14 protein-coding genes are annotated in these 15412 nt (G+C 73.2%); 6 read left to right on the forward strand and 8 right to left on the reverse strand.

The genetic code is table 11. The annotated features are described in order from the left end of the window. Nucleotides 1-28 precede the first annotated feature (28 nt). The 4 genes from K7862_RS26235 to K7862_RS26250 all read left to right on the forward strand — a co-directional run bounded on the left by K7862_RS26235 (nucleotide 29) and on the right by K7862_RS26250 (nucleotide 7005). Nucleotides 29-835 (forward strand): thiamine pyrophosphate-binding protein, encoded by an 807-nt coding sequence (locus K7862_RS26235; protein ID WP_222966825.1) that lies wholly within the window; start codon nucleotides 29-31, stop codon nucleotides 833-835. A gap of 17 nt (nucleotides 836-852) precedes the next feature. After that, complete coding sequence (locus K7862_RS26240) at nucleotides 853-1755, forward strand: transketolase family protein (protein ID WP_222966827.1); 903 nt, start codon at nucleotides 853-855, stop codon at nucleotides 1753-1755. Between the two features lie 1597 nt (nucleotides 1756-3352). Further along, a complete protein-coding gene (locus K7862_RS26245) occupies nucleotides 3353-6388 on the forward strand; it encodes a glycoside hydrolase family 2 TIM barrel-domain containing protein (RefSeq protein ID WP_222966829.1) in 3036 nt (1011 codons plus the stop codon). Next, on the forward strand, nucleotides 6385-7005 hold the full coding sequence (locus tag K7862_RS26250) for a GNAT family N-acetyltransferase (protein ID WP_222966831.1): 621 nt from the start codon (nucleotides 6385-6387) through the stop codon (nucleotides 7003-7005). Before K7862_RS26245 ends, K7862_RS26250 begins: the two co-directional genes overlap by 4 nt. 95 nt (nucleotides 7006-7100) lie before the next feature. Here K7862_RS26250 and K7862_RS26255 read toward each other — a convergent pair whose 3' ends face one another. The 3 genes from K7862_RS26255 to K7862_RS26265 form a co-directional block, all read right to left on the reverse strand. Beyond that, nucleotides 7101-7466, reverse strand: coding sequence for a hypothetical protein (locus tag K7862_RS26255; protein WP_222966833.1), 366 nt, complete (start codon nucleotides 7464-7466; stop codon nucleotides 7101-7103). A gap of 63 nt (nucleotides 7467-7529) precedes the next feature. After that, on the reverse strand, nucleotides 7530-7868 hold the full coding sequence (locus K7862_RS26260) for a DUF6228 family protein (protein ID WP_222966835.1): 339 nt from the start codon (nucleotides 7866-7868) through the stop codon (nucleotides 7530-7532). Between the two features lie 23 nt (nucleotides 7869-7891). Continuing rightward, nucleotides 7892-8626 carry a TetR/AcrR family transcriptional regulator gene (locus K7862_RS26265; protein ID WP_308012193.1) on the reverse strand — a complete coding sequence of 245 codons (735 nt, stop codon included), beginning with the start codon at nucleotides 8624-8626 and terminating at the stop codon, nucleotides 7892-7894. Nucleotides 8627-8715: 89 nt separating this feature from the next. On the opposite strand from K7862_RS26265, the gene K7862_RS26270 reads away from it, so the two are divergent. Both K7862_RS26270 and K7862_RS26275 read left to right on the forward strand, forming a co-directional pair. After that, complete coding sequence (locus K7862_RS26270; protein ID WP_222966837.1) at nucleotides 8716-9198, forward strand: SRPBCC family protein; 483 nt, start codon at nucleotides 8716-8718, stop codon at nucleotides 9196-9198. 158 nt (nucleotides 9199-9356) lie between these two features. Beyond that, nucleotides 9357-9791: a DUF5959 family protein gene (locus K7862_RS26275; RefSeq protein WP_308012194.1), complete on the forward strand. Its 435-nt coding sequence runs from the start codon at nucleotides 9357-9359 to the stop codon at nucleotides 9789-9791. 30 nt (nucleotides 9792-9821) lie between these two features. Here K7862_RS26275 and K7862_RS26280 read toward each other — a convergent pair whose 3' ends face one another. The 5 genes from K7862_RS26280 to K7862_RS26300 all read right to left on the reverse strand — a co-directional run bounded on the left by K7862_RS26280 (nucleotide 9822) and on the right by K7862_RS26300 (nucleotide 15393). After that, complete coding sequence (locus K7862_RS26280; RefSeq protein ID WP_222966839.1) at nucleotides 9822-10349, reverse strand: hypothetical protein; 528 nt, start codon at nucleotides 10347-10349, stop codon at nucleotides 9822-9824. A 96-nt stretch (nucleotides 10350-10445) separates the two neighbouring features. Then, complete coding sequence (locus tag K7862_RS26285) at nucleotides 10446-11678, reverse strand: MBL fold metallo-hydrolase (protein ID WP_222966841.1); 1233 nt, start codon at nucleotides 11676-11678, stop codon at nucleotides 10446-10448. A gap of 222 nt (nucleotides 11679-11900) precedes the next feature. Further along, the gene (locus K7862_RS26290) at nucleotides 11901-12803 is read right to left on the reverse strand and encodes a GNAT family N-acetyltransferase (protein WP_222966843.1); all 903 of its coding nucleotides are present in this window, start codon (nucleotides 12801-12803) and stop codon (nucleotides 11901-11903) included. A 164-nt stretch (nucleotides 12804-12967) separates the two neighbouring features. Beyond that, nucleotides 12968-14989, reverse strand: coding sequence for a M3 family metallopeptidase (locus K7862_RS26295; RefSeq protein ID WP_222966845.1), 2022 nt, complete (start codon nucleotides 14987-14989; stop codon nucleotides 12968-12970). 134 nt (nucleotides 14990-15123) lie between these two features. Continuing rightward, nucleotides 15124-15393 carry a DUF5302 domain-containing protein gene (locus K7862_RS26300; RefSeq protein WP_262413831.1) on the reverse strand — a complete coding sequence of 90 codons (270 nt, stop codon included), beginning with the start codon at nucleotides 15391-15393 and terminating at the stop codon, nucleotides 15124-15126. Between the last annotated feature and the right edge of the window lie 19 nt (nucleotides 15394-15412).

The following is a 15412-nucleotide window of genomic DNA, read 5'->3' on the forward strand; positions in this document are numbered from 1 at the left end:
AGTGCGCTTGAAGTTGCACAGTCGCCGCATGGCAACGAAAACGGGGACCCGCCCTTACGGGTACGACGATCTGCGCGGGCTGATGTCCCGCATGACCGGCGACGAGAAGCACGGACCCGCGGCCACCTCGACGCTCGACGTGCTGTGGGTGCTCTACGACCGCGTCCTGCGGATCTCGCCCAACGCCCCGGACGACCCGGAACGCGACCGTTTCCTCCTCTCCAAGGGCCACGGCCCGATGGCGTACTACGCCGTGCTCGCCGCCCGCGGCTTCGTCCCCGAAGAGTGGCTGACCGGCTTCGGCGCCTACGACTCCCCGCTCGGGCACCACCCGGACCGCACGCTCGTGCCGGGTGCCGAGATCGGCTCCGGTTCGCTCGGGCACGGTCTCGGGCTCGCGGTCGGCAGCGCCCTCGGCCTGCGGGCCCAGGGCCTGACCGAGCCGCGCGTGTGGACGCTGGTCGGCGACGCCGAGATGGACGAGGGCAGCAACCTCGAGGCCGTCCAGTACGCCGGTGCCGTGGGCCTGGACCGGCTGAACGTCGTCGTCGTGGACAACCGGTCGGCGACGCACGGCTGGCCCGGCGGCCTGGCGTCGCGCTTCGAGGCCGAGGGCTGGTCGGCGGTGACGGTCGACGGCCGCGACCACCAGGCGCTCTTCGACGCCTTCACCGCCCCTCACCCGGGCCGGCCGCACGTCGTCGTGGCCCGCGTCGAGGCGAAGGACGCGGCAGCGGTCGTCCAGGGCACGAACGTCCTCCGCGACGACGACGAGGACGAGGACGAGGACCGATACCCGCAGAGCCACCACAGCGCACACAGCCACCAGAACTGAGACACGGGGGTACTCCGATGGACACCATGCGTGAGCGCTTCGCCACCGTCACGACCGACCTGCTCGACCGCGACCCGCGCCTCGCCCTGGTCCTCGCGGCCATCTCCGCGGACCGCTTCCAGGACGCGGCCCGCGCCCATCCGGACCGCGTGATCGACGTGGGGATCAGGGAACAGCTGCTGGTCGGCGCGGCCGGCGGGCTCGCCCTCACGGGCCTGCGGCCGATCGTGCACACCTTCGCCAGTTTCCTGGTCGAGCGGCCCTTCGAGCAGGTCAAGCTGGACCTCGGGCACCAGGGCGTGGGCGCGGTACTGGTGAGCGCGGGCGCGTCGTACGACAACGCGTCCGGCGGCCGCACCCACCAGTCCCCCGGCGACGTGGCCCTGCTCGACACCCTCGACGGCTGGACGATCCATGTACCGGGCCACCCGGACGAGGCCGAGGCGCTGCTGCGGCATGCGGCGGCGGACGGTGACCGTCACGTCTACGTGCGGCTCAGCGAGCAGGCCAACCTCGCGGCGCTGCCGGTGTCACCGGGGCGTTTCCCGGTGGTGCGCGAGGGGCGGGACGCGGTGGTGCTGGCCGTCGGGCCGATGCTGGACGCGGTGCTGGAGGCGACGTCGGGCCGCGACGTGACGGTGCTGTACGCGTCGACGGTGCGGCCGTTCGACGCCGCGACGGTCGCGGCGACGGTGAGCCGCTCGGTCCGGCCGGACCTGGTGCTGGTCGAGCCGTACCTGGCCGGCACGTCGGCAGCCGCGGCGAACGAGGCGCTGGCCGCCTTCCCGCACCGCGTCCTGGCGCTGGGTACGCGCCGCGAGGAACTGCGGAAGTACGGGTCCTGGCAGGAGCATGTGGTGGGGCACGGCCTGGACGCGGGGGCGCTGCGGAGGCGGATCGACGAGTTTCTGGAGTTGTGAGGGCGGTGGCCGCGCCGGGCGGCGGGGCGGTGCTGAGGGCGCGGGCTGCCCCGGTGACGGGTACGTCCGACCCTTGCCTTGTCGGCCGGCGAGCCGACCTGGACGCGGTTTCATCCCATGCGCCGGCATGCGGGCCGGTTCGGGCAGGCCGTCCCGGATGCGTGCCGGATCGGTGTGACGAGACCCGCGCCCGCTCCCGAATCCCGCGCGGGGGTGACCGCGTCGCCGTTCCGGCCACCGGCAGGCGGACGCTGCGGCTCGCGTGCTCGGACCGTACTCCACCGCGGCCGCACCGACGACCAGCAGACGTTCCCACGACCTGCGGCTCGTTCGGACGGCGGATGCCGGCGGCGGCAGCAGCCCGGGCGGCGTTGCCGCAGCCCGTGTCCCTGGCTTCTCTGACGACGTCAGGCGCCGGCCGGCGCGGGCGCGGGCCCTGTGCCCGGCTCGCCGTCCGTACCGGCACCGGAACCCGAACCAGCACCCGTCTCCGTTCCGGCGTCCCCACCCGCTGGCCCCCACCCGTCGTCCCGGACGCCTGGTCCGCGGCCGCGCCGCTCGGAGCGGGCGCGCCGCTCGGAGCGGGCGTGCCGCCGCCGGAACCACCGGAGCCGCCCGGACCGCCGCCGGGCTCGGCGACGCCGCTTCCGTCCCCGCCCGAGCCGGACGGCTTCTCGTCCTTCTTCGGCGTGCGCGGCACCGCCAAAGCCTGCCGCCGGGCGTCCTCGGCACTGTTCTGCGCGCCCAACGTGCCGAAGTAGAAGCCCGCGACGGTGGCGAGCACGGTCATCAGCGCGGTGACGATGGTCTTGCGCAGGTCGCCGGAGTCGGAGCCGGCGGACAGCATGGCGACGGCGAGCGCGAACCCGACCAGGGCCAGGATCAGGACGGCGATGATGCTGCGGGTGAGGCCGCGGACGCCGCGGGGCTCGCGCAGATCGCGCAGGAAGTCGCGCACTTCCTGGTCGGTGGCGGCGTGGCTGATCAGGTGGTCGGTGAGCTGCTGCCGCCACGCGGTGGCCCGCCGTACGTCCATGATCATCGGGATCACCGCGATGACGGCGATGACCACGACCACCGCCGCGATCAGCACGAAGGCGGTCCGTCCGCTGAGGCCGGATATGGGCTGCGTCTGCTGGGTCTGGGCGGCCAGACCGGCGGCGCGCGCCAGGCCGGTGCCGTGGGCAAAGAGGTTGGCCATCGCGCTCTCCCGAAGTCTCAAGGGCGGGCAGGATCCCAGCGCCGGCGCGAACCGGTCAAGTCCTCGTTCAAGCACGCGATTTGGGGAGCCGGCTTCCCCCGTCACCCCAGGCTCCGCCGTACCACCGTCAGATGGTTCTCCGGCCGGAAGCCCGGCCCAGATTCCGGACCCCGGCCACACCCCCGGCCCCCGAACGAAACCCAATCCTTGATCGATACATCTAGCGGCGGAGCCATACGCCTGAGCAGAATCGGATACGCGCAAGGATGCGAGACGCGAACGCCAGACCGGCCCGGTCCCGGGCGGTCCGGGCGGTCCGGGCGGTCCCGGTCACCGGGCGGACCGGGGTGGCCCGGGTCCGAAGACGCCAGATCACAGCACTTGAGGAGCAGCACGATGCACGAGGCGCCGCCGGCCGGGGCACTGCCGTACTACGAGGACCCCTCGCCCGGCACGGGAGCGCTCCCGCCGCGCGCGTGGTGGGCGGTGTCCGACGCCCGGCGGCTGAACCTCGGCGGCGCGTGGCGGTTCCGGCTGTCGGCGACCGCGCAGGCCGAGGACGAGTCGTTCGCCCGCCCCGGCTTCGACGCCTCCCGCTGGGACGTGCTGCCGGTACCGTGCCACTGGCCGCTGCAGGGCCACGGGCGTCCCGCGTACACCAACGTGCGCTACCCGTTCCCGGTCGATCCGCCGTTTGTGCCGACGGAGAACCCGACCGGTGACCATCTGCGGCAGTTCGATCTGCCGGACGACTGGCCGGGCGGTGCGGCGGTGCTGCGCTTCGACGGCGTCGAGTCGTGCGCGCGGGTGTGGCTGAACGGCACCGAACTGGGCGTGTTCAAGGGCAGCCGGCTGCCGGTGGAGTTCGAGGTCGGCGAGTTGCTGCGTCCGCGCGGCAACGTGCTGGCGGTCCGCGTCCACCAGTGGTCGTCGGGCAGTTACCTGGAGGACCAGGACATGTGGTGGCTGCCCGGCATCTTCCGGGACGTCACGCTGATCGAGCGTCCCGAGGGCGCGGTCACCGACTTCTTCGTGCACTGCGGTTACGACCACGCGACCGGTCTGGGCACGCTGCGGGTGGACTGCGAGCCGCACGGCACCGTCACCGTCCCGGAGTTGGGGCTCGACATCCCGACCGGCGAACCGGTGATCGTGCCGGTGGAGCCCTGGTCGGCTGAGCTGCCGCGCCTGTACGACGCCGAACTGGCCACCGAGGGTGAGCGGATCCCGCTGCGGATCGGCTTCCGCACGGTGGCCGTCGAGGACGGTGTGCTGAAGGTCAACGGCCGCCGGATCCTGCTGCGCGGTGTGAACCGGCACGAGTTCGACCCCGACCACGGCCGGGCGGTGGACCTGGAGACGATGCGGCGCGACGTGCTGCTGATGAAGCAGCACAACATCAATGCGGTGCGGACCAGCCACTATCCGCCGCATCCGGCGTTCCTGGAGCTCTGCGACGAGTTGGGCCTGTGGGTGGTCGACGAGTGCGACCTGGAGACGCACGGCTTCCAGGAGGTCGGCTGGCGCGGCAACCCCGTGGACGACGAGCGCTGGACTCCGGCGCTGCTCGACCGGGCGGCGCGGATGGTCGAGCGGGACAAGAACCACCCGTCGGTGATCATGTGGTCGCTGGGCAACGAGTGCGGCACCGGACGCGGCCTGTCGGCGATGGCGGCCTGGATCCGCGGGCGCGACGCCGTCCGCCCGTTGCACTACGAGGGCGATCTGTCGAGCGCGGACGTCGACGTCTACTCGCGGATGTACGCCGACCACGCGGAGTGCGAGCTGATCGGACGCCGTGAGGAACCGCCCCTGGAGGACGCGGAGTTGGACGCCCAGCGGCGGGCGATGCCGTTCATCCTGTGCGAGTACGCGCACGCCATGGGCAACGGTCCCGGCGGGCTCACCGAGTACCAGGCGATCTTCTCGGCGTACGAGCGCTGCCAGGGCGGCTTCGTCTGGGAGTGGATCGACCACGGGCTGCGCCGCAGGACCGCGGACGGCACCGCGTACTTCGCCTACGGCGGGGACTTCGGCGAGGAGGTCCACGACGGCAACTTCGTGTGCGACGGCCTGGTGTTCCCCGACCGCACCCCGTCGCCGGGCCTGCTGGAGTTCAAGAAGGTCGTCGAGCCGGTGCGCATCGTCGGCGACCCCGGGCGCGGTACCGTCACCGTCACCAACCTCCATGATTTCGCCGACCTTTCGGGCCTGACGTTCCGCTGGGCCTACGAGGAGGGCGGGGAGGCCGCCGATCGCGGCCGTCTGAAGGTGCCCGAACTGCAGCCCGGGGAGAGCGCGGTGCTGGAACTGCCGCTGATGCCGAAGAGGACGGGCCGCGGTGAGGCGTTCTGGACGGTACGGGCGACGCTGGCCGAGGACACCGCGTGGGCGCCGGCCGGGCACGAGGTGGCCTGGACGCAGTTCGCCGCGGCCCAGGGCGACGCGCAGGGAGGCCAGTTCACGGCGGGAGAACGGGCTACGGCGGGACGCCAGTTCACCGCGAGCGGCCAGTTCACGCCCAACCGCGGGAAGCCGCACAGCCCGCGGCTGGCCGAGGGCGGCATGGTCGTCCTCGGCCCGGGCGTCTTCGACGCGGCCACCGGGGCGCTGCGCTACCTCAACGGCAATCAGGTGACCGGCCCGGCGCTGGACGTCTGGCGGGCCCCGGTCGACAACGACCGCGGCATGGCCTGGTACCCGCAGGGCCAACTCGACCGGCAGTGGCGGGAGCTGGGCCTTCACCGCATGCGGCACCGCGTAATGCGGGTCGCGGTGGGCGGCGACACGCTGACCGTCACCACGCGGGTCGCGCCGGCGGCCACCGACCTGGCGCTGCACACCGTCTGCACGTGGTCGTCGACCGGCGACGGGCTCACCGTGGACGTCGAGGTCACGCCCGAAGGCGACTGGACGCTGCCGCTCCCCCGGCTGGGCCTGCGTATGGGCGTCTGCCCGACCATGGACGAGGTCGAGTGGTACGGCGGCGGGCCGGGCGAGGCCTACGCCGACACGCGCGCCGCCTCCCGCATCGGCCGCTACCGCTCGACGGTCGACGCCCTCCAGACCCCGTACGTGCGGCCGCAGGAGAACGGCGCGCGGGCGGACGTGCGCTGGGCGGAGTTCCGCCGCGACGACGGTACGGGGCTGCGGGTGGAGGGCGCACCGCCGTTCTGGCTGACCGCCCGCCCCTGGAGCACCCAGGCACTCGACGCCGCCGAGCACACGCACGAGCTCGTCCGCGACCGCACGCTGTGGCTGCACCTGGACCACGCGGTGCACGGCGTCGGCAGCCACGCCTGCGGGCCCGAGGTGCTGCCCGACTTCCGGCTGACGGCCGCGCCCGCGACGTTCTCCTTCACCTTCACCCAGCTCGCCCCGTCCGAGCCCCCGACCGCCCTGCGTTCCCTGACCCACCCGGAGCAGCCGTGACCAGCCCCGTCGTCCGCCCGTACCAGCCCGCCGACCTGCCGGCCCTGTATGACATCTGCCTGCGCACCGCCGACGCGGGCCAGGACGCCACCGACCAGTACCCGCCGCAGGACCGCGAGTTGCTCGGCGCGATCTTCGCGGCGCCCTACGCGGTGCTGGAACCCGGCCTGACGTTCGTCCTGGACGACGGGGACGGGAACGCGGTCGGTTACGTCCTCGGCACCGGTGACACGGCCGGATTCGTCAAGCGGTTCAGGGACGAGTGGCTGCCGGGCGTCGCGGGCCGCTGGCCCGCGCCGGCCGGTGAGCCCACCACGCCCACGGAGGCGATGGCGGCGCTGCTGCACACGCCGGAGCGGATGGTGCTGCGCGAACTCGCCGACTACCCGGCCCACTTGCACATCGACGTGCTGCCGCACTTCCAACGCGGCGGTCATGGGCGCGCGTTGATGAACGCCTACCTCGCGGCGCTGGCCCGGGCCGGGGTTCCGGCCGTCCACCTGGGCATGCTCACCGTCAACACGCCGGCCCGCGCGTTCTACGACCGGCTGGGGTTCCACGAGATTCCGGTGAGCGACCCGGGCGTGCTCACGTATTTGGGGCGGGCGACGGCGTAGGGCTGCCGGCCTCGGGAGCGGCCGAACCTCAGCGGAGGCTGCGAGGAACTCGGGGTCAGGGAGGCGGGTCTTCGGGGGTTGCGCCGGGGGTGCCTTCAGCCCCGGGCCGCTTCCCCGAACAGGCTCTCCGCGGAGGGCGATTCGGCCTCCACGACGAGCACGGTCATCCCCGTGTCGGTCCAGGTCTCGTGCTCCTCCCCCGCGGCCCAGCAGGCCGCTTGCCCTTCCGCCACCGCTTCGGCCTCACCCTCGGCGCCGCTGGCCCAGCCCTGCCCCTGCGTGACGATGAGGATCTGGGGCGTCGTCGCCGGATGCCGCCCGATCCGTCCGCCCGGCTCCAGACGCATGACGGTGACGGCCGCGGAGCCGCTTCCGCGGTGAACCCGGACGCGACGTACGCCTTGGCTGCCGTGGGCCGTCGCCGGGGAGCCGGCGCTCATGTCGATGCTCAGGACCTTCATGCCGGGCATTCTGCGGCAGCCGACGGCAGTTGGGGCCGTGACGGCGGCCAGAAAGTACGTCGGTCAGGCGGGGCGCGGCTCGGAGCGCAGGAAGGCGCTCATCTCTGCGGCGAGGTTGCGCATGTCCTCTCCTGGGGCGTGCTCGGTCGTCGCCTCGAAGCGCCACTCGTCGGACGGAGGGTGGTCGTGCATGCCCCAGGTGAGGTGCACGGCGTGCCCGGAGTGCCGTGCGGAAAGGGTCAGGTCGCCTTCCAGGGACCGCCACGTCCGGGCGCCCTCCCACCCGCGGAAGTCTTCCGCCAGCTCGGCGAGGAAGACGTCGAGACCGTCGCCACCAAGGGTGCGGACCAGCACCTCGACGTTCACCCACCGGCTGCGCGCCGTCACCAAGAAGTCGAGCAAGGGGCTGCCGCGGTGGGTGCCCGTCAGAGGGTCCGCGTTTCGCCGGGTTGTTCGAGATGTGGGCGGTTGAGGTCGTGCAGTCCGGTGTTGATGAGGCGTGCTGCGCGGTGGACGTCGGCGGTGACGGCGGCGTGGAGGCCTGCTGCGGTGTGGGCCGGTTCCAGGTGTTTGTGAAGCGACTGGAACTGGATGGGCCACAGGGCGAGCAGGGCTGCTGCGGCGATCTGGGGTTCGGGGTCGCCAGGATGCAGGCCGGCTCGTGCGGCCAGGATCGCGGCGACGGCGGCGGCCTGGCGGTCGGTGGTGTCGCGGTGGTGGGCCCTCAGGGAGGGGGTGGAGCGGATGAGGCAGGCGAAGCGCCTGAGCGTGCCCTTGGCCTGAGTGAGGTCGGGCTGGCCGAAGATCCATGCGGTCAGCGCCGAGAGTTGTTCGGCCAGGATCAACTGTGCCGCTTCGACGGCGGGCAGGCGCGGGTCGGCGAGCACTTTCTCCAGGGAGGCGAGGGTGGATTCGCCTAGGTCCAGGACCAGGGATTCCTTGGTCGGGTAGTAGTTGAACACCGTCTTCTCCGAGACGCCGCACGCCTCGGCGACCTCGGCCACCCGCACTGCGTCGAAGCCGCGCTCGATGAACATCTCGGTGGCGGTGTCCGAGAGCCGTCGGCGCAGCAGGCGCTTCTTGCGTTCGCGCAGGCCTTCGGTGGCGGGCGGCTCCTCCCGGGGGCGCAGGGCCGTCCAGTCCACCGTCTTCATGGTCATGGTCGAGAGCATAGCCATCCTGAGGCATATTTACTGTGCCTGTAAAATTACTGCTACGGTAACTTTAGCCGTCAGCCCTGGAGGACCACGTGAGTGCCATCCGCATCGTCCGCAACTACCCCCACCCGCTGCATCTGGTCTGGCGCGCGGTCACCGACCCCGAGCTCGTGCCCCTGTGGACGGCCACCGGCGCGGGCGCCCGCATGGAGGGCTTCACCCCCGTCGAGGGCGCCGACTTCCGGTACGTCGCCAAGCCCAAGCCGGGCTGGAGCGGCGTCGTCCTGTGCACGGTCCTGGAGGTGCGCGAACCCACCGTGCTGCGCTACTCCTGGCAGGACGAGGGCGGCGGTGCAACCACCGAGGTCGCCTACCGCCTCGAACCGCACGCCGGCGGCACCCGCTTCAGCTATGACCACACCGGCTTCACCGGCATCGGCGGCTACTTCATGGCCAAGATCCTCGCCACTGTCCGCACCAAGATGCTCGCCCAGGGCCTGCCCGTCGTCCTCGACCACCTCGACGAGACCGGCACCCTGCGCCCCGACAGCACCCTGCGCCCCAAGGCGCTGTGACACCTACGGCACCCCGCCCACAGCATCCGACCTCCTCGCCGGTACCGCGGCGGTGGCAGATGAGGGTGCTGCGCTGCTGCCCGGGGTTCGCCGGGGCGAGTCGCTGTGCTAGGTGTGTGTGGACGTGCAGCGTTCGGGTGCTGTTCGACATCGTATGCGTGAGCCGGGAGGACGCCGTCATGGCCGAGGGGCCGATCGATCTGATCCGCTGGGAGGGGGACGGCAGCAGCGTCGTCGTCCGGATCACCGCGGAGGGCGGGGGCGACGGACTGAACGGGGAGTTCGACGTCGAGACACCCTTCGTACGCGGCTCTCTCAGGACCTCGATGTCCCTGGAGGATCTGCGTGCGTGGCAGCAGGCCCTGGACCTGCTGGACACCGGGCACGACATCGCGTGGCGCGCGGACACCCGCGCTCCAGGGCTGTTCGTCGAGCTCGCCGAGGACGACGACCGGTGCCGCGTCACCGTCAAGGACGACGCGACGTCCCCGACGACCGTGACGGTGACCGTCCCGATGACCGACGCCTGGTTCGACGACGCGTATCACCGCCTCGACCGCGCCTTCGAGGTGCTGCGCCCGAACGAGGGCTGAGCCGAGGCGGCTGCTTGCCCTCTCGTCGCGTCAGACCGGGACGTCCGGCGCTTCGTCCGCTCCGGACCTGGGCGGAGATTTGGTGCCCGGGCCCGCCCGGCCACCGCTTCCGGTCGGAATGTCTCCCCCGCCCCCGTTCTCCGCCCAGAGGTACAGCAGCACCACCAGCAGCGCGGCCAGGCCGAGGATCAGTGCCCCGCAGAGCGCGGCGAGCGGTACGGCGACGACGAGGGTGAGGCGGCGTTTGACGAAGGGCCGGGCCAGCACCACGCTGCCGAGCGCGAAGAGGACGGCCCCGGCGGCCAGGACCGCGATGCCCGCGTGGGCGTGCAGCGACTCGCGCCAGGCCAGGCGGACGGTCGCGACGCTGACCAGCCCGGCGATGCTCTCGTGCCGGGCCTTGGTCACCACGTAGGCGGTGGGTGCCCCGAGTCCCACGAGCTGGAGGGCGAGGCCGCCGGCGATCCAGCGGCCGCGGTGGGCGACCGGCCCGAGCCGGCCGCGTATCGGCGCCGTCGCTACGCCGCTGGTTTCCGACTCCGTCCCGATGGTCGTCACTCCGTCAGCGTAGTGGCCCCACCGCCCGGTCGGCAGGGCCTCCTGACGAACCGCCCTTGCTGCGGGGCAGTTGAACGACGCTCGGGCGCGGAGCGCTCAACTGCCCACCGGCGACGCGCTGGTGTCGGGGACGCCGTCCCCCGAGTCGGAGTCGGAATCGGAATCGTCGGGGGCCTGGCCCGGGGCGGGCCGCCGCGGCGGGTGCTCCGGCCAGCCGCCCTGCGGCACGACCGCGCAGTCGCGCCACCACCAGTCGTCCGGCTGCGGGTCGGCAGGCTCGAAGGGGGCGCCGACCCGCGGCGTCGCGATCGCCGCGCCGTGCTCGCGGGCCGCGGCCACCGTGCCCTCGGCCGGGTCGGACCAGGCGTGCGGCGCGAGGTTGAAGGTGCCCCAGTGGATCGGCAGCATGACGCCGGCCGGGGTGCCACCGGACAGGTCGACGTGGGCCTGCATGCCCTCGGCGGGCGTCATGTGGATGTCGGGCCAGTGCTCGGAGTAGGCGCCGATCTGGATCATCGTGGCGTCGAACGGCCCGTGCTGCCGGCCGATGTCGGCGAAGCCGGGGAAGTAGCCGGTGTCGCCGCTGTGGTAGACGCTGTGCGTGCCGTCGGTGACCACCCAGGACGCCCACAGCGTCTGCTGGCGGCCGCGCAGGCCGCGCCCGCAGAAGTGGCGGGCGGGGGTGGCGGTCAGCGTGAGACCGGCGATCTCGGTGGACTCGTTCCAGTCCAGTTCGCGCAGCCGTTCCGGCGCGACGCCCCAGTACTCCAGGTGGCTGCCGACCCCCAGCGGCACCGCGAACAGCACGTCGCTGCGGACCAGCGCCTTGATCGTGGGCATGTCGAGATGGTCGTAGTGGTCGTGGGAGATGACGACCACGTCCACGCCGGTCAGCGACTCCAGCGGGACCGGGGCGGGGTGCACGCGGCGCGGCCCGGCGAAGGAGAAGGGCGAACAGCGCTCGCCCCACACCGGGTCGAACAGCACCCGGCGGTCGCCGATCTCGGCGAGCACGGACGAGTGGCCCAGCCAGGTCAGGCGCAGCCCGGAGGCCGCCGGCCGTGCCAGGTCGGCCAGCATGGTCGGGTGGACCGGCACCGGCCGCGCGGGCTTGCGGGCGAGCCTGGCCTCCTTGCGCATGTTCTCCGGAAGCGACTTGAGCAGGCTGCCGCTGGGCACGCTCCGGGCCCCGACCGGGTTCACGAACGCGCCGTCGGCGTAGTTGGGGGACTTCAGGATGCGTTCCAGTCGCGCGCCCGTCGGGTCCGCGCCGAAGGGCGCCGGGCGCAGCGTCGCGAGGCGGGAGGGCTGTCGTCCGGAGCCGGTCACGGGGCCTCCTGGCAGGTTCGTCGGACGGCGGGGTGTCCGCCGCTCTCCATTATGCGGTGGCGCCCTCCGCTTCGCGTGGGCGGCCGGGACGGGGCGCCCCGCCACGGTCAGAGGAACGGCCCGGCACCGTCGGAGCCGTCGCGGACTGCGCCCGGCCTCTCCCCCGACGTCAGAGCCCTCACGGCCGAACCCGCGAACCCCCGTGGGCGGGCGCCTCGGCGCCTACCTCCCCGGCACCGCGTGCGCCCCCTCGTCCGCCGCCGCGAAGTCGAGCTCGACCGCGTCCCGCACTGGCACGTAACCGAGCTTCTGGTAGAGGCCGTTGGACACCGGGTTGGCGAGGTCGGTGACGAGCAGCACCTCGCGGGCGCCCGCGTCCAGGGCGGTGCGCGAGACGGCCGCGACGACCGCGCCCGCGTAGCCGCGGCCACGGTGGGCCCGGGGCGTGTAGACGGCGACGACCCGGACCGCGCCGCCGACGGGAACGGTCGCGCCCGCCATGGACACCGGGCGGCCGTCGGGCAGCTCCCACAGGGTGCGGCCGCCGTGGGCGATGGCGTCGTCGACGGCCTGTTCGCCGCCGGGGACCGGACCGCCGATGTCGACCGCGAACTCCTGGTGCCAGCGGAGCACGAGGTCGCGGTCCGACGGGCCTGCGACGCGGGCGGCTCCCGGTGGCGCGGGTGCGCGCGGTGTGAGGGCGGCCAGCCGGAAGAAACGGGCGTTGCGGCGCACCAGCACGGTCTCCCCCGTGCGCGCCCGCCATCCGTCGGCGAAGGTCCGGGCCGCCTCGGCCTCGCCGCGCACTCCGGACGGGACGCCGGCCCGGCCGGCCTCGACGGCGCCGGCCCACACCCCGGGCAGCGCGCGGGCGGCGTCCTGCGGCGCGGCGGTGACCAGCGGAGGGTACGGCGGCGTCTGCAGGACGGCGGCGGCCACCTCTCCCCCGCCGTCGGGCCGCCAGGACCCGAAGACCGGGGTTCCGGACCCGTACGCGTCCGCGCCACGGCGCCGCAGCGTGTCGAGGACGGTGAGCAGGACCGAGTTCTCCACGGCGCGCGCCCGCAGGAAGTCCCCCGCGGTGGCCGCGAACCGTTCCGGGTCGTCGTCGAGCGTCCATCCCATCGCCCCATCGTGTCCCAGGGCGGGCGGGAGGCGCACGCCCTTTTCGGGGCGCCACAGGACGCCGCTCCCTTCGCACTCGCCCGGGGACGGGGAGGGGAAGGGACCGGCGTCCCGGCCCGAGGTCGTGGCGGCTGCAGTCGTGGCGGCCTCAGGTCGTCCCGGCCTCAGGTCGTGGCGGTCAGGCCACGGCGGACCAGCAGCGGTTCCACGCGCGGCGCCCGGCCCAGCACGGTCCCGATCGCCGCCATCGGGTCGACGCTGCCGCCGCGCGCCAGCAGTTCGCGGCGGAACGTGTCGCCGTTGGCCCGGGTCATGCCGCCGTTCTTGGTGAACCAGTCGACGGTGTCCGCGTCCAGGACCTCGCTCCAGATGTAGGAGTAGTAGCCGGCGCTGTACTGGCTGGCGAAGATGTGCGAGAAGTACGACGTTCGGTACCGCGGCGGGATCGCGGGCAGGGCGAGGCCCGCCTCATGGAGGGCCTTGGCCTCGAAGGCGAGCGGGTCGCCGGGGTCGGTGCCGGCGGGCAGGGTGTGCCAGGCCCAGTCGAGGAGGGTCGCGGCGAGGTACTCCACCGTCGCGAAGCCCTGGCCGAACCGCGCGGCCTCCCGCATGCGGGTCACGACGTCGGCCGGCATCGGCTCGCCGGTCTCGTGGTGGACCGCGTACGCGCCGAGGATCTCCGGCCACAGCGACCACATCTCGTTGACCTGGGAGGGGAACTCCACGAAGTCGCTGGGCACGCTGGTCCCGGAGAAGAACGGGTAGCGCACCGCGGAGAAAAGGCCGTGCAGAGCGTGCCCGAACTCGTGGAAGAGCGTGTCGACCTGAGTGAACGTCAGCAGCGCGGGCTCGCCGGGCGCGGGCTTCGGGATGTTGTGGTTGTTGACGACCACCGGGCGCTTGCCGAGGAGTTCGGACTGTTCCACCAGCGCGTTCATCCAGGCGCCGCCGCGCTTGGACTCGCGGGCGAAGAAGTCGGCGAGGAACAGGCCCATGCCCGAGCCGTCGGCGTCGAAGACCTCGAAGACCCGGACGTCGGGGTGGTAGCCGGGCAGGTCGGGGCGTTCCCGCAGGGTGATGCCGTAGACCTCGCGGGCGGCGCGGAAGACGCCGTCGTGCAGGACCCGTTCCAGCTCGAAGTACGGGCGCAGGGCGGCCGCGTCGACCTCGTAGCGCTCCTTGCTCACCTTGTCGGACCAGTAGGCCCAGTCCCACGCCTCGATGGGGGCGCCGGCCAGTTCCTGCAGCGCCTCCGCCTCCCGCTGGGCGTTGGCGACGGCCGGCGGGACGAGGCGGGCCAGCAGGTCGGTGACGGCCTGGGTGCTGCCGGCGGTGCGGTCGGCGACGACGTAGGCGGCGTGGCTGTCGTAGCCGAGCAGGGCGGCGCGTTCGGCCCGGAGGGTGGCGATGGTGACGGCGAGCGGGCCGTTGGTGTCCTGGGCGCGGTCCAGGGACGCGGTGAGCAGCCGGCGGCGGACCTCACGGTCGTCGAGGGAGGCCAGTTCGGGCTGGTTGGAGAAGTTCTTCAGGCTGAGCACCCAGCGGCCGTCGTGACCGGTGGCGCGGCCGTTCTCGGCGGCGGCGGCGACGGCGTCCGGCGACAGCCCGGAGAGCTGCGTGGCGTCGTCGAGCACCAGGGCGCCGTCGCGGCCGGCGGCCAGCACGTTCTGCCCGAACTCGGTGCTGGCGGCGGCGATCCGTGCGTTGAGGTCGCGCAGCTTCTCCCGGTCGGCCGCGGAGAGCCGGGCGCCGGCCCGCACGAAGACGGTGTGGTAGCGCTCCAGCAGCCGCAGCGACTCGGGGTCCAGGCTCAGGGTGTGGCGGGTCTCGTACAGCGCGTCGATGCGTGCGAACAGGGCCGCGTTGAGGTGGACGGCGTCGCTGTGCTCGGCGAGCAGCGCGCTCACGCGGGGTTCGATCTCCCGTACCGCGGGGGTGACATGGGCGGACGCCTGGTTGGCGAAGGCGGCGCGGGCCCGGCCGAGCAGCGCGCCGGAGCGCTCGAGGGCGACGAGGGTGTTGTCGAAGCTCGGCGGGTTGGGGTCGGCGGCGATGGCCTCGACCTCGGCGAGGTGCTCGGCGACGCCCTGTTCGAGAGCCGGCAGGTAGTGCTCGTCGCGGATGTCGGCGAACGGCGGCAGCTCGTAGGGCAGGGTGCTCGGGCTCAGGAACGGGTTCGTCGTCACCGTCCCGACCCTACGCCTTCACGCCGCCGTCCGGCAGGTGGCGACGGCGCCCGCCCGGGCCGTCTGACCTGGGCGGGCACGGCTTGCGACCTCCGGTCGGTGTCAGTGAGGGCCGGAGCGCGCCAACCCCTTCATCACCCTCCACTCTTGCGGCGGAATTCGCGGCCGCCGCCCGCGCGGCCGTGGGTGCCGTGGATCTTGGACGGGTCGGGGCCGCTCCCCCCGGCGCCGCCGCCCTTCCGGCTGCCCTGCTTGCGGGCCAGGGCCTCGCGGAACTTCCGCTTGACGTCGTCCTCGCCCGCCGCCTCGCCCTGCGGGGCGGCCGTGTCGGACCCGTCGGCCACAGTGGTGTCCTGCGCGGGGGCGTCGTCGGCCACCGCGGCCTGCTGCTCTTGGTCGGTCATGGGACCAGCGTCGCACGCC

The organism is Actinacidiphila acidipaludis (genome assembly GCF_019890725.1).
GTDB classification, from domain to species: Bacteria; Actinomycetota; Actinomycetes; order Streptomycetales; family Streptomycetaceae; genus Actinacidiphila; species Actinacidiphila acidipaludis.

Excerpts from the sequence above, each read along its gene's own strand:
- K7862_RS26255 (WP_222966833.1), bottom strand. The coding sequence starts at position 7,466 with ATGAAGGTCCTGAGCATCGACATGAGCGCCGGCTCCCCGGCGACGGCC.
- K7862_RS26235 (WP_222966825.1), top strand. The coding sequence starts at position 29 with ATGGCAACGAAAACGGGGACCCGCCCTTACGGGTACGACGATCTGCGC.
- K7862_RS26290 (WP_222966843.1), bottom strand. The coding sequence starts at position 12,803 with ATGGGATGGACGCTCGACGACGACCCGGAACGGTTCGCGGCCACCGCG.
- K7862_RS26300 (WP_262413831.1), bottom strand. The coding sequence starts at position 15,393 with ATGACCGACCAAGAGCAGCAGGCCGCGGTGGCCGACGACGCCCCCGCG.
- K7862_RS26240 (WP_222966827.1), top strand. The coding sequence starts at position 853 with ATGGACACCATGCGTGAGCGCTTCGCCACCGTCACGACCGACCTGCTC.
- K7862_RS26265 (WP_308012193.1), bottom strand. The coding sequence starts at position 8,626 with ATGACCATGAAGACGGTGGACTGGACGGCCCTGCGCCCCCGGGAGGAG.
- K7862_RS26245 (WP_222966829.1), top strand. The coding sequence starts at position 3,353 with ATGCACGAGGCGCCGCCGGCCGGGGCACTGCCGTACTACGAGGACCCC.